Source organism: Sphingobacterium paucimobilis HER1398 (genome assembly GCF_000416985.1).
GTDB classification, from domain to species: Bacteria; Bacteroidota; Bacteroidia; order Sphingobacteriales; family Sphingobacteriaceae; genus Sphingobacterium; species Sphingobacterium paucimobilis.
Genome location: NZ_ATDL01000017.1, coordinates 84,535 through 107,677 on the forward strand (window position 1 = coordinate 84,535; position 23,143 = coordinate 107,677).

Annotated in this window: 20 protein-coding genes; 11 read left to right on the forward strand and 9 right to left on the reverse strand. The window is 39.6% G+C overall.

The features are described 5' to 3' along the window. Nucleotides 1–227 precede the first annotated feature (227 nt). Together M472_RS39100 and M472_RS39105 are read left to right on the forward strand one after the other, a co-directional pair. A complete protein-coding gene (locus tag M472_RS39100; protein ID WP_144062758.1) occupies nucleotides 228–653 on the forward strand; it encodes a hypothetical protein in 426 nt (141 codons plus the stop codon). A 306-nt stretch (nucleotides 654–959) separates the two neighbouring features. Beyond that, nucleotides 960–3,497 (forward strand): TonB-dependent receptor domain-containing protein, encoded by a 2,538-nt coding sequence (locus M472_RS39105; protein ID WP_262506454.1) that lies wholly within the window; start codon nucleotides 960–962, stop codon nucleotides 3,495–3,497. A 34-nt stretch (nucleotides 3,498–3,531) separates the two neighbouring features. On the opposite strand, the gene M472_RS39110 is transcribed toward M472_RS39105, so the two are convergent. The 3 genes from M472_RS39110 to floA form a co-directional block, all read right to left on the reverse strand. After that, complete coding sequence (locus M472_RS39110; protein ID WP_021071452.1) at nucleotides 3,532–4,128, reverse strand: Maf family protein; 597 nt, start codon at nucleotides 4,126–4,128, stop codon at nucleotides 3,532–3,534. A 1-nt stretch (nucleotide 4,129) separates the two neighbouring features. Then, the gene (locus tag M472_RS39115) at nucleotides 4,130–4,648 is read right to left on the reverse strand and encodes a KdsC family phosphatase (RefSeq protein ID WP_021071453.1); all 519 of its coding nucleotides are present in this window, start codon (nucleotides 4,646–4,648) and stop codon (nucleotides 4,130–4,132) included. 381 nt (nucleotides 4,649–5,029) lie between these two features. Then, nucleotides 5,030–6,013, reverse strand: a complete 984-nt coding sequence (floA, locus tag M472_RS39120; RefSeq protein ID WP_021071454.1) for a flotillin-like protein FloA — start codon at nucleotides 6,011–6,013, stop codon at nucleotides 5,030–5,032. 318 nt (nucleotides 6,014–6,331) lie between these two features. Between floA and M472_RS39125 the strand changes: the two genes are divergently transcribed. The 7 genes from M472_RS39125 to M472_RS39155 all read left to right on the forward strand — a co-directional run bounded on the left by M472_RS39125 (nucleotide 6,332) and on the right by M472_RS39155 (nucleotide 15,429). Then, nucleotides 6,332–9,619 carry a response regulator gene (locus M472_RS39125; RefSeq protein WP_158499928.1) on the forward strand — a complete coding sequence of 1,096 codons (3,288 nt, stop codon included), beginning with the start codon at nucleotides 6,332–6,334 and terminating at the stop codon, nucleotides 9,617–9,619. Beyond that, the gene (locus tag M472_RS39130; protein ID WP_021071456.1) at nucleotides 9,607–10,443 is read left to right on the forward strand and encodes a CheR family methyltransferase; all 837 of its coding nucleotides are present in this window, start codon (nucleotides 9,607–9,609) and stop codon (nucleotides 10,441–10,443) included. Before M472_RS39125 ends, M472_RS39130 begins: the two co-directional genes overlap by 13 nt. Then, complete coding sequence (locus M472_RS39135) at nucleotides 10,440–11,018, forward strand: chemotaxis protein CheB (RefSeq protein WP_021071457.1); 579 nt, start codon at nucleotides 10,440–10,442, stop codon at nucleotides 11,016–11,018. The genes M472_RS39130 and M472_RS39135 overlap by 4 nt, the downstream gene beginning before the upstream one ends. Beyond that, nucleotides 11,015–12,637: a response regulator gene (locus M472_RS39140; protein ID WP_021071458.1), complete on the forward strand. Its 1,623-nt coding sequence runs from the start codon at nucleotides 11,015–11,017 to the stop codon at nucleotides 12,635–12,637. The genes M472_RS39135 and M472_RS39140 overlap by 4 nt, the downstream gene beginning before the upstream one ends. 197 nt (nucleotides 12,638–12,834) lie before the next feature. Further along, the gene (locus tag M472_RS39145; RefSeq protein ID WP_021071459.1) at nucleotides 12,835–13,371 is read left to right on the forward strand and encodes a plastocyanin/azurin family copper-binding protein; all 537 of its coding nucleotides are present in this window, start codon (nucleotides 12,835–12,837) and stop codon (nucleotides 13,369–13,371) included. Nucleotides 13,372–13,501: 130 nt separating this feature from the next. After that, nucleotides 13,502–14,908, forward strand: a complete 1,407-nt coding sequence (gene lpdA / locus M472_RS39150; RefSeq protein ID WP_021071460.1) for a dihydrolipoyl dehydrogenase — start codon at nucleotides 13,502–13,504, stop codon at nucleotides 14,906–14,908. A 110-nt stretch (nucleotides 14,909–15,018) separates the two neighbouring features. Next, the gene (locus tag M472_RS39155; RefSeq protein WP_031301911.1) at nucleotides 15,019–15,429 is read left to right on the forward strand and encodes an acyl-CoA thioesterase; all 411 of its coding nucleotides are present in this window, start codon (nucleotides 15,019–15,021) and stop codon (nucleotides 15,427–15,429) included. A 20-nt stretch (nucleotides 15,430–15,449) separates the two neighbouring features. Here M472_RS39155 and M472_RS39160 read toward each other — a convergent pair whose 3' ends face one another. Next, complete coding sequence (locus tag M472_RS39160; RefSeq protein ID WP_031301912.1) at nucleotides 15,450–15,785, reverse strand: DUF3817 domain-containing protein; 336 nt, start codon at nucleotides 15,783–15,785, stop codon at nucleotides 15,450–15,452. A 263-nt stretch (nucleotides 15,786–16,048) separates the two neighbouring features. Between M472_RS39160 and lpdA (M472_RS39165) the strand changes: the two genes are divergently transcribed. Beyond that, nucleotides 16,049–17,437, forward strand: coding sequence for a dihydrolipoyl dehydrogenase (gene lpdA, locus M472_RS39165; protein ID WP_021071463.1), 1,389 nt, complete (start codon nucleotides 16,049–16,051; stop codon nucleotides 17,435–17,437). A gap of 45 nt (nucleotides 17,438–17,482) precedes the next feature. On the opposite strand, the gene M472_RS39170 is transcribed toward lpdA (M472_RS39165), so the two are convergent. The 5 genes from M472_RS39170 to M472_RS39190 are packed head-to-tail and all read right to left on the reverse strand — an operon-like array spanning nucleotide 17,483 to nucleotide 21,787. Next, entirely contained in the window at nucleotides 17,483–18,493 is a 1,011-nt protein-coding gene (locus M472_RS39170; RefSeq protein WP_021071464.1) for a LacI family DNA-binding transcriptional regulator, read from the reverse strand. Between the two features lie 46 nt (nucleotides 18,494–18,539). Next, nucleotides 18,540–20,078 carry a S41 family peptidase gene (locus tag M472_RS39175; RefSeq protein ID WP_021071465.1) on the reverse strand — a complete coding sequence of 513 codons (1,539 nt, stop codon included), beginning with the start codon at nucleotides 20,076–20,078 and terminating at the stop codon, nucleotides 18,540–18,542. Nucleotides 20,079–20,090: 12 nt separating this feature from the next. Further along, nucleotides 20,091–20,657, reverse strand: a complete 567-nt coding sequence (locus M472_RS39180; RefSeq protein ID WP_021071466.1) for a hypothetical protein — start codon at nucleotides 20,655–20,657, stop codon at nucleotides 20,091–20,093. After that, entirely contained in the window at nucleotides 20,654–21,124 is a 471-nt protein-coding gene (locus M472_RS39185) for a hypothetical protein (RefSeq protein WP_021071467.1), read from the reverse strand. Before M472_RS39185 ends, M472_RS39180 begins: the two co-directional genes overlap by 4 nt. 9 nt (nucleotides 21,125–21,133) lie before the next feature. Beyond that, on the reverse strand, nucleotides 21,134–21,787 hold the full coding sequence (locus M472_RS39190) for an ABC transporter ATP-binding protein (protein WP_031301913.1): 654 nt from the start codon (nucleotides 21,785–21,787) through the stop codon (nucleotides 21,134–21,136). Between the two features lie 139 nt (nucleotides 21,788–21,926). Here M472_RS39190 and sucC point away from each other — a divergent pair, with 139 nt between their 5' ends. Then, complete coding sequence (gene sucC / locus M472_RS39195) at nucleotides 21,927–23,123, forward strand: ADP-forming succinate--CoA ligase subunit beta (protein ID WP_021071469.1); 1,197 nt, start codon at nucleotides 21,927–21,929, stop codon at nucleotides 23,121–23,123. The last annotated feature ends 20 nt before the right edge of the window (nucleotides 23,124–23,143 follow it).

Sequence of the window (23,143 nt, forward strand, 5' to 3'; positions counted from 1 at the left end):
AATCTTCCATAGCATAGATTATCGTACTCTGGACATCACTTTGGAATATACTCTAAATAATAAAAGGGCGGCGAAAACCAGTGCTGCGACACCTGCTAGAGCGACAACAGGTTGTTCAAAAAATTCTACCATAATAATCAGATAAAGGTTAGCTAACACTAAGATAACAATAATGTTGCAACAGCAAAACATTTTTTATCATTTTATTTCCGTTATATTTGCTTCTAATGAAAAGATTTCTAGCCCTTTTATTATGTATTGTTTATACAGTGGTCTCTTTCGGGGGGTCTGTATACATGCATAATTGTTGCGGCGGAACATCGATCAGTATATACGAAAAAGCGGGACATGACCTATGTCCTGTATGCACAAAAGAAGAACAACATACTTCTAGTTCTTCTACGCACAAAACCTGTTCTGATGGAAAGTGCAGCGATATCGAGATTAAGATCGACCAGCTCGCCAACAAACTCTTTTCCGGACATTCCAATTTCTCTATCGATGTAGCTCCGGCTATTCTCACAAGATTATGGATTAATCTTAAGCCAGTCAGTTTTGAATTACAAAAAACTGAATTCGCACTGAAGAATTCCTTTGTCTATACCGACACTTCTCCACCTACATTTCTATTAAATTGCATTTTTAGGATTTAGAATAGATTCTCCTTTGTCAGTACAATGGGGCACGGTACATCTATGCCTCATAAATCACAACAGATAAGAGCATCTATATGTAATATCCTAAGTATAGTACCTGTGTCGATCAGCACAGCATACAACCTAGATATCTCATATGGCACGGTAAAACATAAAATGGGCTTATGAGCTCACCAAGTATATTATACACATATGCGTACTTTTTATAGAATCACATCATTACTTATATTTATTTTTATAGCGCAAATTACAATTGCACAAACACACAGCACTGCGGTATTCGAAGTCCCAGGAAACTGTGGAATGTGTAAGAAACGTATCGAAACAGCAGCGAAGATACCGGGAGTAGAATCTGCCGTATGGGACGACAAAACCCATAAGATCACAACAAAATACAACTCAAAAAAAGTCAATCTGACACAAATCCAACAGGCTATAGCCAACGCTGGGCATGATACGCCATTGGTAAAAGCAGCTGACGATGTATATGCAAAACTACATGAGTGCTGTCTCTATGAGCGCCTAGGTGAAGTCAAACAGGGTGATCACGAAGGTCACAACCATGACGATCACGCGGGACATAATCACGATGACCATGCAGGGCACAACCACGACTCAAAAGGGAAGCATGATGATCATGATCACCATGACCACGAGCATATCATCACCGGAGTGGTAGTCAACGAGGATGGTAAAGCCGAACTGACGCCTATAGTAGGGGTCAATATAAAATGGCTAGAGGCACCATCTAAACAGACCACAAGTAATGAGAATGGTGTTTTTAAGATAAAACACGAAAAAGGATACAAGCACCTTATATTTTCACATCCGGGCATGCAAGCTGATACCATAGTCATAAAAGACCTTCATGAGGTATTGGTCATTCACTCCAAAGACAATGTGTTGTCAGAGGTCGTTGTGTCCAGAAGCAGAAAATCTACTTACCTCGACAAGCTGAGTCCTAACCGGAAAGAAATACTGACGACAAAAGAGCTTTTCAAAGCGGCTTGTTGCGACCTTAGTGAAAGTTTTTCTACCAATGCATCGGTAGACGTCGTAAGTAATGATGCCGTAACGGGCAGTAAACAGATTCAAATGCTGGGCCTAAGTGGGATATACACTCAACTTACAGTAGAAGGTCTACCAGGGCCACGTGGCTTCGCTACACCGCTGGGACTGAACAGTATTGCTGGTACGTGGATCAGCTCCATAGAAATATCAAAAGGTATAGGTTCGGTCGTGAATGGCTTTGAAAATATGGCTGGACAGATTAACGTGGAATTGAAAAAACCACACGATTCGGACAAACTGTTCTTCAATGCCTATGCCAATGACATGGGGCGTACGGATCTAAATTTAAATTTAGCCCAAAAACTGAATGAAAAATGGTCTGTAGGTTTCTTGCTTCATGACAACTTCATGTACAACAAGAATGTGAACTATAGCAAGAATGGATTCAGAGATGCTCCTGTAGGAAATTTATTCTCCGGTATCAACAGATGGCATTATGAAGATGGCAAAGGGGTAATCGCACAGTTCGGAGTCAAATACCTCAAAGACGACCGTACGGGAGGGCAGACCAACTTCAACAAATCTACTGACAAAGGTACAACCAATGCATATGGACTTGGTTTTGACAACCAACGTATCGAAGGATTTGCAAAAATAGGTTATGTGTTTCCAGAAAACAGATTGAGAAGTATCGGCTTACAGCTATCCGGTTCCAATTACAAACAGGACAGTTATTTTGGATTGACCAACTATTTGAGCAAGCAAAGCAGCGGTTACGCCAACCTGATTTTCCATGATGTAATCGGTTCTGTCGCACACAAATACAAAGTGGGAGCCTCGGTATCCTACGACGATTACGACGAGACCATAAATAAATTCAATTTTAAAAGAAAAGAAGCCGTCACTGGGGCATTTGCAGAATACACCTACAGTCCAAACGAAAACTTTGACGCAGTATTAGGTTTACGTCAAGACTATAATTCGTTATACGGCTGGTTTACAACTCCACGAGCTGTCGTACGCTACGCTCCCACATCTACCACCACAGTCCGTCTAAGCTCAGGCAGAGGACAACGTACAGCGAATATATTCGCTGAAAACATGAGCATATTTGCTTCTAGTCGTGCCATCGACTTTGCCTCATTAGCGAACCAGAATAATGCTTATGGATTAAAGCCTGAAGTATCGTGGAATACGGGATTGACTTTTGATCAAAACTTTCAATTGTTCGGAAGAGAAGCTGGGGTATCTGTCGAACTCTTCCACAACAACTTCCAAAATCAAGTTGTCATAGACTATGAAGACCCAAGAGCAGTTTCTTTCTATAATTTGGATGGCAAATCTTTCTCTAACAGCTTGCAAACGGAGCTGCGTTTTATGCCTGCTCAACATTTTGAAGCCAGATTTGCTTATAGGCTATTGGACGTACAGACGGACTATACAAATGGGCGCTTACAGAAACCATTGACAGCAAAACACAGAGGCTTCATGAACCTGGCCTACAACCTGCACAGTGGATGGTCATTTGACTATACATTGAATGTAGTGGGAGAAAAAAGATTGCCGTCAACAGCTGCTAATCCCGAGGCGTATCAATTAGCTTCCAACTCTAAAAGCTACGTAACAATGAATGCACAGGTAAGCAGAACATTAGGACGAAATAAAAACTTTGATATCTATATCGGCGGAGAGAATCTAACGAACTATTATCAAAAAGATCCAATCCTTGGTTTTGATGAACCATTCGGTCAATATTTTGACACCAACTTATTATGGGGTCCACTAACTGGTAGAATGTTCTACACAGGAGTGAGATATCACATCAAATAAGAAAAAAGGGCTGTTTGAATAAAACAGCCCTTTTTTATGTCATTATAATTCGCTTGAGCTCTTCATAGAGCCTGCTCGTCGGCAGCCCAACGACATTTTCAAAAGATCCCTCAATGGACTCTACCCCGATACGGCCAATCCATTCCTGAATCCCGTAGGAGCCTGCTTTGTCATAAGGCTGGCATTTGTTAAGGTAATAATCGATCTCTATTGGATCTAAACAACGAAAACAGACGACAGTTTTACTGGTAAAACTACAGACTTGTCCCCTATAGCGAATCGCTACACCCGTATAGACCCGATGCGCACGACCGCTCAATGTGGACAATACGGCTCTTGCCTCTTCGACATCACGGGGCTTACCGAGTACCCGATCTGTATGATCAACTACCACCGTATCCGCAGTAATAATAAGATGTTCAAAAAACTCCGAATCTGAAAAAGCTTCTATCTTTTGTAATGCAATATATTCCGCTGCGTTGGCAGAAGAAATTTCGGTTGGTACGCTTTCGTCGATCTCACGCACAACGACCTGAAACTCCAGATCCAATGAAGACAAAAGCTCTTTTCGACGGGGAGATTGGGAGCCTAAAATAATAGAAATCTTGGCTACTGCCTCTGAAAGTAACATATTACACACTTTTTATAAGAACCTCACTATGCCACTTATCCTGGAGTCGCAATATTTTTTCGATCGTTTCACGCACTACGCCCTCTCCCCCGCTCTTGGTGGAGACATAATGACTTACCTTCTTAATATCCTCGACAGCATCTGCTGGGGATATCGCCGCTCCAACGGCTTTCATACACGTATAATCGGGCATATCGTCGCCAATAAAGGCAACTTCTCCTAAACTTAATCCATAGCGAACCAACAGCTCCTTTAGCAGTGTCAATTTATCACTCACGCCCAAATGTATCTCGGGCACATGTAATCCTTCAAAACGACTCAAAACACCCTGTGATCGTCCACCTGTAATTACAAAAACCAAAAGTCCCTGTCTGACCGCATACTGAATGGCGTAACCGTCCTTAACATTGAAAGCTCGCAATTGATGGCCTTCTTCATTTACCAGTATCGTACCATTTGTCAATACGCCATCGACATCCAATACGACACATTTTATTTTTTTAAACGTAGAATAAATCATATTTAACACAAAGGTAACTATTAATTGTAGATCTACTAAACTCTGTCCTTACTCAGAATAGCCATAGATTTATCGATATAAACCACAAACATCAAAACTTTGTCACAAAGTAGTTGTTATCGCAACTTTTATCACCAAAGGGCTTGACAGCTATCAATTCTTGACGTAACTTTGTCTTAACAATTCGGGAATATGTGCAAAGAGATGTAGTGCGGAGAGTTGTTCTAGAATAGTCTTTTCATAATTTAGGTTTATAATTGGTTAGTAGCAAACCTTGGCGCCCATCGTCAAGGTTTTGTTTTTTTATCGATGTACCAAAATTATTCACAAAACGAAAAAAAGGGGCGTTTTATCGCCCCTCTAGATAAGAGTTACTTTTTTTTAAGATTTATTCTTTTCGTTCCCCTTAGGGTTCGATATCGACGAACGCATATCGGTGTCCGCTTGGATATTTTGCATTTTATAATAATCCATCACGCCTAGATTACCATTACGGAAGGCCTCCGCCATAGCTAAAGGTACCTGCGCTTCAGCTTCTATTACTTTGGCCTTAGCCTCTTGTGCCTTCGCTTTCATCTCTTGCTCATTGGCTACAGCCATGGCACGACGTTCTTCGGCACGGGCATTGGCCACTTTAAGATCTGCTTCTGCCTGATCGGTCTGTAATTTTGCACCCACGTTTTCACCAATATCGATATCAGCGATGTCAATAGATAAGATTTCAAATGCTGTCCCGGAATCTAAGCCTTTAGATAATACTGTCTTCGATATACGATCAGGGTTTTCCAACACCTCCTTATGATTTGCAGAAGAACCAATTGTCGTCACAATCCCCTCTCCGACACGAGCTAAAATAGTTTCCTCACCAGCTCCACCCACCAATTGATTAATATTAGCACGTACTGTAACCCTAGCTTTTGCAATCAGCTGGATACCATCTTTTGCTACTGCTGCCACTGGAGGCGTATTAATAACCTGAGGATTCACAGAAAGCTGAACAGCATCGAATACATCACGCCCAGCTAAATCGATAGCCGTAGCAAGCTTGAAATCCAAAGGAATATTCGCTTTATCCGCTGAAATCAATGCTTTAATCACCTTATTCACATTACCACCAGCAAGGTAGTGAGTTTCAATATCATTCGTATTGATACGAAGCCCTGCTTTAGTCGACGTAATCATCGCATTGGTCACTAAGGCTGGTGACACTTTACGTAAGCGCATCAATACCAGATTCAACAGGCTGATACGGACATTGGATAGTTGAGCCGTAAACCAAAGATTGACCGGCAACAAGTAAAGTAAAAAAAATAAGGCTACTACAGCGCCAATGACCGTTAGAATTAAAGAAACGTCTGAATTCATATATTAATATTTTTAAAATAGCTCTTTAAAGATATCAATTTATTTTAGCTTTTTCACTAAAAATATGCTTTAGATTATTCCAAATCCTTATAAAGAAATTTAAACATTTATATACCTTTGTAGTATTCTGGCCTAGTCCGACAAGTGAAAAACAAAAATGTCAATTGATATTTTTCACTCTTTAAAATCGTTTTTTAGAAACCTTTACCCATGAATAAACGGAACAAATTAAAAACACAAGTTTTTATAAGTATTGGCACCGCCACAACTATCATCTTATTGTCGATACTTTATCTGTTTAACCAATTTTCTAACTATATGGTTAGAAATGATGAAATCATTAAAAACTCGCAAGATCAACTTCAAGCAGCAACAGCAATAAACACCGATTTTTACAACCTCACCAGAGCACGAATAGATAAAGTAAAAGGACGACAGGGTGCAGATCTAAAAATATCGACACAACTAGAGACCCTTAAAAAGCAAGCGGCAGCATTAGAAAATATCAGCACAGAGAACGGTGAGAATGCCAAACACCTTATCGATCGTATTAAATTGGTAATAGCAGACACCTACTCGCCTGAAATGGCTGCCTCCAAGGATAGCGAGATCGGCTATTGGCTAGAAGAACAAGAGAAGAACTTAGATTCCACCAATGCCTTTGTCGGATCTGTCATCGCTAATCGAGCGAAAGAGATGACGACCAATGAAAAATATATAAATGATGTTAAATCGGTTACAACAGGACTTATTACGATCAGTCTTCTAATCATTGGTTATGTCTTTTATAAAATCTTCCAACTCTTATATCAGCTGCGCAAATCAAGTAACGAGTTAAAAAAAGTCAACAAAGAATTTGAAGAAGCAAGAACGAAGATTGAAAACACCAACTGGGTATTAGAACACAGCGCTTATCTGGCAGACCAAATAAGTGGCATCGATGAGAGCCAAAAAATCAGTAACATCGTTGTCAATCTATTGAATCAACAAGTGCCTCTACAAGCCGTAGCAATATACATCAGAAAGCCTGATTCCTACGAATTTGAAAGAACAGCAGCCTTGGGATTAAGAAACGCTTCTAATTTCCTTCGTTTTACCAGTGGAGAGGGCTTTTTGGGAAAGATTGTTGAGGATAAAAACTTTGTAATCCAGGAAATAAAAGATTCTCTCCATTTAAATACCAACACAGGCCTCATCAATCAATTTCCGGCCACCGTTTTCCTATCTCCTTTAGTTCATGAGAATCACTGCCTAGGGGTTATTGAAATAGCCGCGTTGTGTGATAAAGAGGACGAGAGAAAGCTTAAAGAGTATCTCACACGCATCAGTAGAGTTATCGCTACACGAATCAAATTTGGACAAAGTCACTTATTGGTCGAACAGCTTCTGGAAGAAACCCAGAGACAGACGGAAGAATTAGAAGCACAACAAGAAGAGCTAAGGATTACAAACGAGGAGCTGGTCCATAAAACACACTTATTGGAGTCATCGGAAGAAGAGTTGCGTGTACAACAAGAAGAACTAACCCAAACCAATACGGAACTGAATCAGAAGGCCGTAGAAATCGAAAAGAGGAACAATGAACTTAACGATGCACACAAAGTCGTAGAACAAAAAATAAGTGAAGTGCAACAAGCGAGTAAGTACAAATCTGAATTTATGGCCAATATGAGTCACGAATTGCGGACGCCACTCAACAGTATTTTAATACTTGCCAAACTACTCCAGGACAACAAAGCGAAAAACCTAAATACGGAACAAGTAAAATATGCCAGTGTAATACACGGTGCTGGCACGGATCTCTTAGAGCTCATCAATGAATTACTGGATCTTGCAAAAATTGAGTCAGGAAAAATTGATTTAAACATCGACAGTATATACACAAAAGACTTTGTAGAGAATACAGAAGAACTCTTCCGCGCTGTGGCCAAAGACAAACGGATCACATTTACGACAAATATCGCTTCAGACGTCCCTGGAGGTTTCCTTTCGGATGAATACAGGTTACAACAAGTTATCAAGAACTTCTTATCCAACGCCTTTAAATTCACGCCTATAAACGGAAACGTAGATTTCAATATCAGGATGCAGGCAAACAACCTGGTATTTGAAGTCAAGGATTCGGGCAAAGGGATCACCAAGGAGAAGCAGGAGCTCATATTCGAAGCCTTTAGACAAGAAGATGGTTCTACAAGTCGTAAATATGGCGGTACAGGTCTTGGCCTATCCATCAGTCGCGAGATAGCATCTTTACTCGGTGGACGAGTAACATTAGAAAGTGAACCTGGCACTGGGAGCATTTTCGCTTTGATAATACCGTACACATCTCTCGAAAACAGAGAAGAGATACAAACACAGCTTCTTCAAGAGAAAAAAGAAGTTGATAAACCTATTGTCCTGCCATCTTTGGAACAAAAAGATGCTCTAGAAAAAGACAGAAAAATCCTGATTATAGAAGATGACATCAATTTTGCGGACATATTAAAAGGATTTGCAGAAGAATATGGTTTTGCGGTTACACTTGCTCACGATGGAGCCAAAGGTTTTGAAGAGGCACTGCAGCACATTCCTGACGCCATCATCCTTGACGTCATGCTTCCAATTGCCGATGGGTGGGAAGTTTTAAAAATGCTTAAAGAAAACGCAACCACAAAACACATTCCTGTCCATATGATGTCGGCGGCGACATTCAACAAGAAAGACTTCTTGGAAAAAGGCGCAATAGGCTTTATGCATAAACCGGTGACAGCAGATACCATACAGCATACATTTGAAACTATAAATCTCAACTTAAGTCAGTCTGTCAAAAAAATATTATTAATTGAAGACCAGGAGCTCCAAAGCGAATTTATCAAAGACTCCTTTGCGGATCACAATATCAATGTTATCCAAGCTTTTTCACTGGCTTCAGCCTGGGACAAACTCACGGAAGAAGTTAATATCGACTGTATTATTCTAGACATGCAACTTCCTGATGGAAATGGTCTAGACCTCATAGAAAAAATAAAGGAAACCCCAAGATTGCTCAATATTCCGATTATTATCAATACAGCGTATGAATTACCCAAAGAACAATATGATAAAATAATCGCTGACGCAAGAGCTACTATTTTAAAGTCGGACAAATCGAGCGACCGTCTGATAGATGAAGTCAACCTATTTTTAAATAAAATAAATGACTCGTCCTACCAACCCATCAAGAATATGGGCAACATCCAACAAACGAGCAACCTCAAGGGCAAACGCGTACTTGTAGCAGATGACGATATGCGCAATATATTTGCGCTCACGACCTCCTTGCAGAGTTTTGAGATGGAGATAGAAATCGCCAATAACGGAAAAGAAGCGGTCCAGATCATGAGTAACCCTGACAATAAAGTGGATATTATCCTCATGGATATTATGATGCCGGAAATGGATGGATATGAAGCCATAAAAATAATCCGAGAGGACCTTAAATACAAAAACATACCAATCCTGGCGGTAACAGCCAAAGCAATGAAAGGTGACCGTGAGAAATCAATCCAAATCGGCGCCAATGACTACGTCAGCAAACCTATAGATATAGATAAACTAACATCATTAATGCAGGTATGGCTAGGCTAGGACATCATAACGAGTTCATCAGTTTTGCGGACCTAAATGAGGTTATTTATATATTAAAAAAAACCTCTGAGTTTGATCTAACGGGCTATTCTAAATCTTCGCTTAAGCGCAGGATAGAGCGTTTTCTCATTATTGAGAAAATGGATGTGGTGGACTTGAAAAATGCCATTCTAAATGTCGAAGGATTTGAGAACTATTTCATCCAAGAACTCGTGGTCAATGTCACGGAGATGTTTAGAGATCCAGAGTTTTTCAGACAACTAAAAAACAAAACCTTTCCATACCTAGAGACATACCCTCAACTCCGTTTTTGGAGCGCCGGCTGTGCCACAGGAGAAGAGGCCTATTCGCTAGCTGTTCTTTTAAAGGAAAACAACCTATTGAACAGATCATTCATATATGGAACTGATGTCAGTTTAAAAGCACTGGACACTGCTCGTAAGGGCGTATACCAACTCACAAAAATGAAGTCCTATACCGACAATTTTAACCGATCTGGACTTACTTCCGATTTCTCTTCACATTACACAGCGATGTACGATGCGGCGATAATAAACCATGAGTATAGAAATAAAATCCTATTTTCAACGCACAATCTGGTTTCAGACCATGTTTTCAACGAATTTCAATTGATTCTTTGCCGAAATGTTATGATTTATTTTGACAAGCCGCTACAGGAACGTGTATTAAATCTGTTCTACCAATCGTTAAGTCTTTTTGGTTTCCTCTGCTTGGGAACCAAGGAAAGCTTATATGGCCATCCTATTAAAGATAAATTTAAAATTATAGACAGCAACTTAAATATCTATCAAAAGATTAAATGAAAGGCAGTGCGGAAAATATCGTTCTAATTGGCGGATCGGCGGGATCCTTATTACTCATCACAGAAATATTGGAAAACCTGCCTAAAAAAATTGACTATGCATTATGTATTGTAATCCATCGCAGCCCTGTGTTCAGTACTGGAATTGAAAACAATCTCTCAAAAAAATTGAACAGAACGATTATAGCCGTCACTGATAAAACACCTATCAAGGAAGGAACCATATATTTTGCTCCTCCTGGATATCATTTACTTATAGAACCTGACAGATCCTTTGCCCTAGACAGCTCAGAAGAGGTTAATTACTCCAGGCCATCGATCGATGTCTTATTTGAGACCTGTGCACAAGTATATGGTAAAAACTGCAGTGCTTTTTTATTGTCTGGCGCCAATACCGATGGAGCGCACGGACTGAAGACGATTGAAGAATTTGGGGGATCAACCTTTATTCAGAATCCGGAGGACGCACTGATCGATACCATGCCAAAGTCAGGAATCTTGGAATCCAACACATCGACTATTCTTAAAAACCAAGAAATAATACGTTATTTTAGCCACAATCTCCAGTTACCATGAAAAACATAAACTTATTAATACTTGACGACAAAGAAGAAAATATCATAAGCTTAAGCGCTCTTTTATCGGATATCGAGAATATCAACATTATATGCTCTACCAATCCCAATGAAGCGCTCAAACTCTGCTGGAAAAACGACATCGCTTTAGCTCTTGTCGACGTTCAGATGCCCGAAATAAACGGGTTTGAGTTTGTTTCCCTCCTGAAATCTAATCCCAAAACCAGCCACATCATGGCTGTGATGGTTACGGCGATATCGAAAGAAGACAAATACCTCATTAAGGGACTACAGAGTGGTGCTGTCGATTATCTCTATAAACCACTGAACCCAGAAATTACAATTGCAAAAGTAACATCGTTCATCAAGCAGATCCATATACAGGAAGAAATTATCCAAAAGAATATAGAATTAGAAGAATCGAAAAAGGCATTGATAAAAGCCAACCAAGAAGCCGAGCAGGCTCGTAAATCCAAAGAAATATTTTTGGCAAACATGAGTCACGAAATCAGAACGCCTATCAATGGCATCAAAGGAATCGTTCACATGTTAAAAAATGCCTATCTAAGCCTAGAACAACTGGATTGGATCAATAGATTGGAAATCGCGTCCAGTTCACTACTACTTATTATCAATGATATTTTGGATATTTCCAAAATCGATTCGGGAATGATGAAAATTGAAATGGAGGACTTTCATTTCACCAACCTTCTTTTGGATCTAGAGCAAATGTTTAAGATCAAAGCATCTGATAAAAATCTAGAATTCGACGTAGTATTAGATCCAAAGTTACCAACTCATGTTCATTTCGACTCCCTACGTCTGGAACAAATCATCAGCAACTTCGTATCAAACAGCCTAAAATTTACCGAAAAAGGAAAAATAACCCTTACTGTCGAATCACTTGAAAAAAAAGATGAAATACACCGAATTAGATTTTCTGTCAGTGACACCGGAATAGGTATAAAGCCTGATTCCGTGGACAAGATATTTCTTGCTTTCGAACAGGGTGATGATGGAATCACTAAAAAGTTTGGAGGCACTGGCCTAGGCTTAGCTATCGTCAAGCGACTGGCAGAACTATTGGATGGTGAGGTTCATGCAAAAAGTATTTATGGTCAAGGCTCTGAATTTTCTTTTATAGTAGACATCAAAGAGGTAAAAGACAAAGTAAAAATAAAGAGGGAAACGAATCTCCCCTATTCACAGTTTCCTAAGCTAAACCCTATAAATGTACTCGTGGCTGAAGACAATGAACTCAACAGCTTCATGTTGGCCCATATGCTACAGACTTGGAATTGTAAGGTCACAGTTGTTAAAAATGGTCGATTAGCGTTAGAAGCATTAGAGAAAGACAATTTTGACTTGATATTAATGGATACACATATGCCTGTTATGAGTGGTTTCGAAGCGATCAGAGAAATAAGGGGAAATATTGACCCGACGCGAAGACAGACTCCTATCATCACGATTTCGGCTTCCGTCTTAGAGCATGAACAACAGGCCGCCTTTCAGGTCGGTGCAGATGAAGTTATAGGAAAGCCGTTTGAACCTACAGAACTCTACCAAAAAATTATAAAAATATACGGGTCGGGAAAAGTCAACAATTTGCCATTTTGATGATAAAGCCAACACATAGTTCTTTTATTTTTAGTACCTTTAAGCATTAAATTTCAGAACAATCAGAAGTAGCATAAAGGAGATCCTTTAAATGAAAGGAGCATACTTTTAGCACCTTCGTTTAAACAAAATGAAACGAGTATAATCCCGATGTATTATGAATTACGGATGTATACTTTTAATTTAACCACATTTCAATGAAAAAATTATTTTTTATTCCAGCTCTAGCAGCAGTTGTTTCTCTAACTGCTTGTGGAGGAAACAACAGCAAATCAGAAGGCACAGCACAGAACACTACAGAGGAATCTTCAACATCAGATGCTCCTGTAGAAACAGTTGCTGGTATTGAAAACGTAACTATTTCAAACAATTGGACTGTAGAGGGTAACGACCAAATGAAATTCAACACAGAACTGATCCGTGTTAAAGCGGGAGAACCTTTGGAACTGACGTTAAAAAATGTGGGCAAGATGCCTAAAGAATCGATGGGACATAACCTCGTGATATTAAAACCAGGAGTAGACCTTCCTACTTTTGGAGGTGAAGCATCAGCTGCAGCAGATAACGAGTACATCCCTAAGTCGGCATTGTCATCGATCGTAGCGCACACTAAACTATTAGGTCCTGGTGAAGAGGATAAAATATCCGTAACCTTAGAAAAAGGAGTGTACAGCTATATCTGTAGTTTCCCTGGACACTACGCATTAATGCAAGGAAAAATCGTTGCAGAATAAAATAAGATCCCTTATAAATCAAAAGGCACGGTTTCGTGCCTTTTGATTTATAAGGGATTTTTGACTCAATATTTTGGAATTACTTCAAGATAAGTCTTAACTTAGCCCTCAAAATTAAATACTCGCAATCATGCAATACGATGTTATAGTTATAGGTAGTGGTCCAGGCGGTTATGTAGCCGCTATCCGTTGCGCTCAATTAGGTCTAAAAACAGCTGTGATCGAAAAATACAGCACTTTTGGAGGAACATGTCTTAACGTAGGCTGTATCCCTTCTAAAGCATTGTTGGATACCTCTGAGCACTATCACAATGCTGCTCATGCCTTCGGCACTCATGGAATCAGCCTTAGCAATCTCAAGATAGATGTTAAGAAAATGATTGAACGCAAAGACGATGTCATTGCCCAAAATACGGCAGGAATCACCTACCTATTCAAAAAGAATAAAATAGACTCTTACGAGGGGGTAGGTTCTTTTGTCAATAAGAACACGATAAAAATCACGAAAAAAGACGGCGCAACTGAAGAGATAACGGGTAAAAATGTAATCATTGCTACAGGCTCTAAACCAACAGCGTTACCGTTTTTACCTATAGACAAACAACGTATCATCACTTCTACAGAGGCTTTAAACCTCACTGAGGTACCTAAACACCTTATCGTGATTGGTGGTGGAGTAATCGGTCTTGAGTTAGGATCTGTTTACGCTCGCTTAGGTGCTAAAGTCTCCGTGATAGAATACGCGAAGTCTATTATCAGTACGATGGATGGTGGTCTAGGTAAAGAGTTACAACGCGTACTAAAAAAATCCCTTGGAATGGAGTTTTTCTTGGGACACAAAGTAACTGGAGCAACAGCAAAAGGCAAAAAAGTAACGGTTACAGCTGAAGATAGTAAAGGACAAGCTGTTTCTTTCGAAGGTGATTACTGTATCGTATCTGTAGGACGTGTAGCGTATACAAAAGACCTCGGATTAGAAAACATAGGAATCACTCCGGAAGAAAGAGGTAACAAAATCCCTGTAAACGATCATTTGGAGACAGCCGTCGAAGGTGTATATGCAATCGGAGATGTCGTAAAAGGTGCGATGCTGGCACACAAAGCAGAGGATGAAGGTACTTATGTGGCTGAGCGCATCGCAGGACAAAAACCACATATTGACTATAACTTAATCCCAGGTGTCGTATACACATGGCCAGAAGTAGCATCTGTAGGACAGACTGAAGAACAGTTAAAAGAAGCTGGTAAAAAATACAAGTCTGGATCCTTCTCTTTCAAAGCTTCAGGACGTGCAAAGGCGTCTGGAGATACTGATGGATTCATCAAGGTATTGGCCGATGCAGATACAGATGAGGTATTGGGTGTACACATGATTGGACCACGCGCAGCAGATATGATTGCTGAAGCGGTGGTAGCCATGGAGTACAGAGCGTCAGCAGAAGATATTGGTAGAATCTGTCATGCGCACCCTACGTTTACCGAAGCATTGAAAGAAGCAGCATTAGCCGCTACGGCCAACAGAGCCATTCATGCTTAATCTTATAAAAACTTAAAAAAGAAGTGCCTTTTGCTAAAATCGTTGCGCACAACGGCTATATGCGGAAGGCACTTCTTTTATATAGAAAACTTATTTTAAATTTTACAGCTATGAACTTTCATACTCGAAAATGGGTAAAGCCTGAAGATTTAAACCCCAACGGATCGCTATTTGGCGGCACACTCTTACGTTGGATCGATGAAGAAGCCGTAATCTATGCCATTGTACAATTGGGGAACCCACATGTGGTCACCAAGTTTATCTCTGAAATAAACTTTGTCAGTTCTGCCAAACAAGGTGACATTATAGAACTGGGAATCACCGCTACGGAATTTGGAAGAACCTCTATTACTATGCGCTGTGAAGTAAGAAATAAAATAACGAGAAAAACAATACTATCGATTGACAAGTTGGTCTTTGTTAATCTCGATACGGAAGGAAATCCAACTCCACATGGCAAGACAGAAATTACTTATGCCTATATGAGTGTGGACAAATTCACAAAGGGCGAAAACCAATAACGCCCTTTGTAAAAACATATTTATAAACTAGCACTTGTCTTTTTCTGAGACGCTATATCTTTCTTTACATCACGTTCTACCCAAAAGGATACCACAGGAATCAATGATACAATAAAGTATTTGACCACTCTCGAAAATTTCCAGTTGTAGCTTTGCCAACACGCGATCAACAGAACAACGAACAACACCACAAGAAAACCATGAATCGACCCTGCAATACGGACAGCCCCGTTTCTAATATCATCCGGAACTTCCATAAAGTAGTTTAAAACATACTTAATTGGCATAGCAACAAAAAACAAAATAATAGTGGAAATAGCTTCCCAAAGAGCAACTTGCTGAAAGATACGTATCATGGTATAAATTTTTTTCATCAAAAATAAACCAATATTTGACCTGTTCAGAATCATTTGATAGAATTGACTAGCCTTTGACAATCTATTCTACTGTATCTCATCCTATTATTCCAGCCTTGCACACCGTATTTTCAGCCTTACCCACTCAAAAACATAGAATTTAGAACCTGAAAGAAGTCAAACAAGCGCTTAACAATACAGATACTTTCAATAAAAAGATGTATTTTTGAGCGCATATTGTTTAATATAAATACATAAAATATATGAACTACGACATCATCGTGATTGGAAGTGGCCCAGGTGGTTACGTTGCAGCCATACGTGCAGCTCAGCTAGGCTTTAAAACTGCCGTTGTAGAGCGTGAAGCTTTGGGTGGGATTTGCTTGAACTGGGGATGTATACCGACCAAAGCCTTATTGAAGAGTGCACAAGTTTTCGAGTATCTAAACCATGCTGAGGAGTACGGAATCAAAGTACAGGGCGGCGAAGCTGACTTTGGCGCTATCGTAAAAAGAAGCCGTGGTGTTGCTGAAGGCATGAGCAAGGGTATACAATTCTTGATGAAAAAGAACAAGATTGATATTATACTAGGTACTGCTAAAATCAAAAAAGGCGGCAAAATCGAGGTAAAAGCAGCAGATGGCAGCACTAAAGAGTATACCGCAAAACACACTATCCTAGCGACCGGTGCACGTTCAAGAGAATTACCTAACCTGCCTCAGGATGGTAAGAAAATCATTGGATACCGTCAAGCGATGAACCTGCCGACACAACCTAAGTCATTAGTGGTTGTTGGATCTGGTGCTATCGGCGTTGAATTCGCTTATTTCTATAATGCTATCGGCACGAAAGTTACTATCGTTGAATTTATGGACAGAATCGTCCCTGTTGAGGACGAAGAAGTATCGAAACAACTTGAAAAATCGCTAAAGAAAGCAGGTATCGATATATTAACAAAATCTGAAGTGCAATCTGTTGATACGAGTGGAACACTTTCAAAAGTAAATATAAAAACTGCGAAAGGTACAGAAGTAATCGAAGCGGAAGTCGTTCTTTCAGCAGTAGGTATCACGCCAAATATCGAAAACCTAGGCCTAGAAGAAGTTGGTGTAAAAGTCGATAAAGGACGTGTCTTGGTAGATGATTACTACAAAACAAATATAGATGGCGTATATGCAATCGGAGATATCGTAAAGGGACAAGCCTTAGCTCACGTAGCTTCTGCAGAAGGTATCACTTGCGTCGAAAAAATCAAAGGATTACATGCTGAACCAATCGATTACAACAATATCCCTGGATGTACATACTGCTCTCCAGAGATTGCATCTGTGGGCTATACTGAAAAGGCTGCTCGCGAGGCTGGATATGAATTAAAAATTGGCAAGTTCCCATTCTCAGCATCGGGCAAAGCTTCTGCTGCAGGTGCTAAAGATGGCTTTGTAAAACTGATCTTTGATGCAAAATATGGCGAACTTCTTGGAGCACATATGATTGGAGCCAATGTTACGGAAATGATTGCAGAAATCGTTGTAGCGCGCAAACTGGAAACTACTGGTCACGAAATGATCAAATCAGTACACCCGCATCCAACAATGAGTGAAGCTATTATGGAAGCAGCAGCAGATGCGTACGATGAAGTAATTCATTTATAAGAAATTCACAATAAAAAAAGGCTGATTATAACAATCAGCCTTTTTTTATTTTAAGATCAGTTTTGATGAAAAGACAACCTCTTGGGGTTCTATTTTATCATTGCTTTCTAAAATTTGAAAAAGTATCTCTGCAGCCTTCTTACCTTGCTCGTCTGGGTACTGTTCTATACTCGCCAAAGGAGGATTCTCCATATATTTCCAAAGCGGATAGTTAGCAAAGCTTATAAAATGCATATCCTGACCAACACCTATCCCCTTACTCCGTGCATAACGTATGACATCCAAAGTAACATAATCATTGAAAGAAACGATAGCGGAAGGACGCTCTGGCAATACGCACAGTTGTTCCATCGCAACATTATTTCCTTCTTCCGTAAGATCAGTATGTACGACATACTTCTCATTAAACTCATAGCCTTGCTTTTGTAAAGCTTCACGAAATGACGATGTCCTTTCGGTCGCCGCCAATAATGTTTCAGGCCCATTGATCAGTGCTATGTTCTTGTGCCCGCGGGAAATAAAAGCTTCAATTGCCTCCTCCATTCCGGAAGCAAGATCACAATATACCTTATGTACCGCAGTAGACTCGGGCACACAATCGAAAAACACAATAGGTATCTGCGAACTTGCCAAGATATCAACAAAGCCTAAATCGGTCGTATTTTTGCCTAATGACATCAATATACCATCTACGCGATGTTTCTTAAATGTAGTAATAATTTGATTCTCCCGATTGGCATCGTCCAATGATTGTCCCAACAGCACCGTGTATTTACGATCTTCTGCTATAGTCTCTATCGCACTGATCGCAGAAGAAAAAAAGGGTTCTGACAATGTAGGCAAAATAACGCCTATCGTAAATGTTTTTCGCTGTTTAAAAAAGATAGCTGTCTGGTTGGGTTCGTAATTCAACTCTTCGGCCATCTTCTTAACCCGCATTGTCGTAACCAATCCGATACTGGGATGATCGTTGAGTGCTCTTGATACCGTAGACGGTGATATCTTTAATTTTCTTGCTATTTCTTTAATCGTAGTCGGTTTGTTCAACTTCGTCATGACACAATTCTATTTATAATAAACCTCCTCATACCCAAAGATAACTTTATTCTTTTAACCGCAAAGTCTCTTTGTTAAACTTAAACATTCCCATGTCACTTGGTCTACTATTTATATTTTTGATATTTTTACTATTTTGATTCCGCAACCTGTCTTTCGATGCGATAGCTGCTTTAGTTAAAGTAGAGTACATGCCCGTTTTAACGTGATACAATGCCTCCGCAATAAATCCTTCTTGTGAGTCACCAAAGTCTTTTAGAAAATCTTCATATGTTATTTTATCTGGTTTAAGTCCGCCAAAATAATCACCGAACCCTTCTGAATTAAACATTTGAAAAGAAGTCACATATATACCGACCTTAGACTCACCATGCTCTATTGGCACTTCAAAAAAACCAACAGGTTTTCCATAAGTATTCTCAGAGCCAATCACAACTACATTCATATGAGGCTTCAATGTATTAATCAAAAGCTCACTGGCTGAAGCGGTGGAATTAGTTACTAAAAAGTAAACAGTGGCTAGATTTAGATTTCCTTTTTTATCAAAGTTCACTGGGCCAAAAGCACTATCCTGCGCAGTCCATTTCCACTGTTTTTCCAATACATCATTCATCTTAAAATCATACATCTTCTTTTTACCAGAAAATGCGGGAATAATCTTATCTGCAAGATATTCGGCGGTATATACCGAGCCACCACCATTATAGCGCAAATCGACAATCAAAGAGTTAATCCCACTAGATTCAAAAGAATTGAAAATATCTTCAAAATCGGCATACATTTGAGTTTTTATCCCCTTATTCTCAATAGCGACAAACGAACTAAATGCCAGATATCCAACTTTCTGGATGCCTTTTGCATTCGTATTAACTTCAAATACTTTGTTTTCTAAAACTGGGTCAAAATTATAGATACTATTGGTGATCAGCTTTTCATTAGTTACAGAATTTGGTGTCGCCCATCTTACATTCATCGAACTAGATTTCAGTGCTTCATTCAATCCTTTAAAGTTTTGCCGCTGTTGATTATTCCAATCGAGATCCGTCCGCCCTGCTAAACTTAAAATACGATCACCACGACGAATACCCGCTGCATATGCTGGAGAGTTAACATCAACCATTCGAACATAGAGATAAGCATTACCAGCGTCTCGAAAAGCTTCCTCTGTTTGTAAATAAAAAACATACATTCCATAACTACTAGCAACGGCACTTTCAATTTCCCGACTAATTTCTCCTTCCCGGTCCAAGAAACTAAATCTATCTATTGGTTTTCCAGTAGTAGGATCAATTGGTGTTAATCCCATCAGGTAATTCAAAACGTTTTCAGCAGTATTATAATTTTTAGTAAGCGAACGCAAAACAGTAGGATCATCGAGACTAGCTAAATTCCTTGGTATAATATAATCTTGCCATAGGGATAATAACTTCGTGTATAACAAAGTAGAATCCTTCAAAAAAAGCTCATCTTCTTCAACAATCTCAATAGGGGGCTCTTCAGGCTTCGGTTCTACAAGATTTTTTTTACATCCAACCGAAAAGCTTATTGCGGCTAGGAGTACGAGATAAGATAAAATCTTTTTCATATAGGAGGCGTATTATTCGTTATCGATTATTTCATTAATCCTTAAAACTTGATCTATTGGCAAATGGTATTCATCTGCAATATAATCAATTGGATCGAAAGATTTAAACTCCAATTCATCTACGAAATACACCCGAAGCTTTTCTTTGACTCGATCGGCCATACCCCAATCTAAAAACTTAAGCTTATTCAATTGCTCCACAGGATTCCCTTTGGTAAGTATAGCGATATGCTTTCCCTTGTCTTCCAATTGGAGTAGCAGTTGGGCAACAGGTTCGAGAATCAATAATTTCAGTGGAATTTGCGCATTGGCTTTTAATCGGTTAAAATTTTCCTCATACTTCCCATCGATACCAAACATTACTTGTGCAGCTGGGAAAACAGCCTCTGCACCATGATGGTCATGCACTTTTTTCATAAACTCAGCCATCTCGTTAGCCTTTGCTATCCCTTCGGTAAATTCATAAAAACTACCGAACAAGTAGTAGACCTGCAACAGATAGTCACGCGTCGAAAAAAGCACATCATCGATTTCAAAGAGGTATAAAGACTTCTCTAATGTTATATCCGTTAACTTCATTTTGCAACTGCTAGTATAAACGATTCGCCAGAATCAGACAACAGACCCAATCCCTCATAGCAATAGTCCTCAGAATTAGAGTTCAAAACATCTTGGCCACCAATAAAAAGGCTCAAAGCTAATTCCTTCGTTGGATTTTCCAGAACAGACAATTCTACCAGTTCTTCCATACCAGGACATAAGACATGGATGCCATACTCTTCAAACAATATTTTAGATCTGCTGAGCGTCTGGATTTCATCTAACCCGAGGGGAAGTACATAATCGCAGGACAAATCCAGTGCGACTTTAAGTACTTCATGAGCATAGGTTAGATTTACGCCTTTGGGGATCTGTGTATAACGATTTTTGAACACCGTAGGCACCTCGTCGGAAGTTGCCAATACTAACTCAAATTTGTCGGATAATAATTGTGTAATGCGCATCGCAAAAGCGCGCGTCGCACAAGTCAATAAAAGTTTCTTCATATAAATTTTCTAGCCATAAATGAGCCCGTCACGCATATGTATAGTTCGATCTGAAATACCAGCTAATTCTTCATTATGCGTGACTATAATAAACGTCTGGCTCATGGAATCTCTAAGATTAAAGAAAAGCTGGTGCAAAGATGCGGCATTTTCAGAGTCTAAATTTCCGGAGGGTTCGTCTGCCAATACCAAAGAGGGGGTATTGATCAACGCCCGTGCTACGGACACGCGTTGCTGCTCTCCACCGGAAAGCTGACTTGGCTTGTGATTTGCTCGTTCTGTCACTCCCAATATATCCAACAATTCCATCGCTCTATTCTCTGCTTTTTGTTTTGAAGTGCCGTTAATAAATGCCGGTATACACACATTTTCGAGCGCTGTAAATTCGGGCAATAAATGATGGAACTGAAATACAAATCCAATATGCTGATTCCTAAAAGCACTCATTTCATTGGAAGAGAGCCTATGTATCGCTGTATCATTTATAAAAAGCTCTCCTTTATCGGCCTTGTCCAATGTACCGATAATATGCAAAAAAGTACTCTTACCTGCACCTGAGGCACCTACAATAGACACAATCTCGCCACGTTGCACCTCTATATCGACTCCTTTGAGAATAGGGAGCGCCCCGAAAGACTTATGAATATTTGTTGCTTTAAGAATCATAAAGCGAATTTACTAAAAAGAATGAATTTATAATCCTCCAAGTGGCAAGCTATCTATTTTTGACAAACATCCTTTAAAAATAAAACCTTGCCTCTTCCGAATAAAAACCCTATTTTTACGTCAAATTTTTTTATCAATGAACATTCACGAATATCAAGGAAAAGAAATACTTAAGAGTTTTGGTGTAAGAGTCCAAGAAGGAATCGTTGCCGAAACACCTGAGCAAGCAGTTGAAGCTGCTAAGAGAATGAAAGAAGAATTCAACTCGGATTGGGTTGTGATTAAAGCACAAATCCATGCAGGTGGCCGTGGTAAAGGTGGTGGTGTAAAGTTGGCTAAAAACCATGATGAGGTATTGCAACGCGCTACAGATATCATCGGCATGCAGCTTGTTACTCCTCAGACAGGTCCTGAAGGTAAAAAAGTTAACAAGGTCTTAGTCGCACAGGACGTTTACTACCCTGGAGACAGCGATACGAAAGAATTCTACATGTCAGTATTGTTAGACCGTGCTACAGGACGTAATATCATCATGTACTCCACTGAAGGTGGTATGGACATCGAGGAAGTAGCGGAAAAAACTCCACACTTAATCTTCAAAGAAGAAATCGACCCTAAAGTTGGTCTACAAGGATTCCAAGCACGTAAAATTGCGTTCAACCTAGGTTTGTCAGGTGGTGCACACAAAGACATGGTAAAATTCGTAGCGGCGCTATACAAAGCTTACGACTCTATCGATGCTTCTATGTTTGAAATCAACCCTGTATTAAAAACTTCTGACGATAAAATATTAGCTGTTGACGCAAAAGTAAACTTAGACGAAAACGCACTATACCGTCATGCTGATATCGCAGCTATGCGCGACATCACTGAAGAAGACCCAACAGAAGTTGAAGCTGGTGAGTCTAACTTAAACTATGTTAAGTTGGATGGAAACGTAGGCTGTATGGTCAACGGAGCTGGTCTAGCAATGGCTACAATGGATATTATTAAGTTAGCTGGTGGTGAGCCTGCCAACTTCCTAGATGTGGGTGGTACAGCAAATGCAGAAACTGTAAAAGCAGGTTTCAACATTATCTTAAAAGACCCTAACGTAAAAGCTATTTTGATCAATATCTTCGGAGGTATCGTACGTTGTGATCGCGTTGCTCAAGGGGTAATCGATGCTTACAATGAAATAGGAAACATTCCAGTTCCTATTATCGTACGCCTTCAAGGTACAAATGCTGCTGAAGCGAAAAAATTAATCGACGAGTCTGGTTTACAAGTTTATTCTGCAATCTTATTAAAAGAAGCTGCAGAATTAGTAACCAAAGTATTGGGAGATAAATAAGCTTTTCAACAATAAAATAA

Coding starts and splice junctions, on each gene's coding strand:
- lpdA (WP_021071460.1), top strand. CDS start 13,502: ATGCAATACGATGTTATAGTTATAGGTAGTGGTCCAGGCGGTTATGTA.
- M472_RS39105 (WP_262506454.1), top strand. CDS start 960: ATGTGTAAGAAACGTATCGAAACAGCAGCGAAGATACCGGGAGTAGAA.
- floA (WP_021071454.1), bottom strand. CDS start 6,013: ATGAATTCAGACGTTTCTTTAATTCTAACGGTCATTGGCGCTGTAGTA.
- M472_RS39115 (WP_021071453.1), bottom strand. CDS start 4,648: ATGATTTATTCTACGTTTAAAAAAATAAAATGTGTCGTATTGGATGTC.
- M472_RS39145 (WP_021071459.1), top strand. CDS start 12,835: ATGAAAAAATTATTTTTTATTCCAGCTCTAGCAGCAGTTGTTTCTCTA.
- M472_RS39185 (WP_021071467.1), bottom strand. CDS start 21,124: ATGAAGAAACTTTTATTGACTTGTGCGACGCGCGCTTTTGCGATGCGC.
- M472_RS39125 (WP_158499928.1), top strand. CDS start 6,332: ATGGTTAGAAATGATGAAATCATTAAAAACTCGCAAGATCAACTTCAA.
- M472_RS39170 (WP_021071464.1), bottom strand. CDS start 18,493: ATGACGAAGTTGAACAAACCGACTACGATTAAAGAAATAGCAAGAAAA.
- M472_RS39135 (WP_021071457.1), top strand. CDS start 10,440: ATGAAAGGCAGTGCGGAAAATATCGTTCTAATTGGCGGATCGGCGGGA.
- M472_RS39140 (WP_021071458.1), top strand. CDS start 11,015: ATGAAAAACATAAACTTATTAATACTTGACGACAAAGAAGAAAATATC.
- M472_RS39100 (WP_144062758.1), top strand. CDS start 228: ATGAAAAGATTTCTAGCCCTTTTATTATGTATTGTTTATACAGTGGTC.
- M472_RS39175 (WP_021071465.1), bottom strand. CDS start 20,078: ATGAAAAAGATTTTATCTTATCTCGTACTCCTAGCCGCAATAAGCTTT.
- M472_RS39180 (WP_021071466.1), bottom strand. CDS start 20,657: ATGAAGTTAACGGATATAACATTAGAGAAGTCTTTATACCTCTTTGAA.
- lpdA (WP_021071463.1), top strand. CDS start 16,049: ATGAACTACGACATCATCGTGATTGGAAGTGGCCCAGGTGGTTACGTT.
- M472_RS39160 (WP_031301912.1), bottom strand. CDS start 15,785: ATGATACGTATCTTTCAGCAAGTTGCTCTTTGGGAAGCTATTTCCACT.
- M472_RS39130 (WP_021071456.1), top strand. CDS start 9,607: ATGGCTAGGCTAGGACATCATAACGAGTTCATCAGTTTTGCGGACCTA.
- M472_RS39110 (WP_021071452.1), bottom strand. CDS start 4,128: ATGTTACTTTCAGAGGCAGTAGCCAAGATTTCTATTATTTTAGGCTCC.
- M472_RS39155 (WP_031301911.1), top strand. CDS start 15,019: ATGAACTTTCATACTCGAAAATGGGTAAAGCCTGAAGATTTAAACCCC.
- sucC (WP_021071469.1), top strand. CDS start 21,927: ATGAACATTCACGAATATCAAGGAAAAGAAATACTTAAGAGTTTTGGT.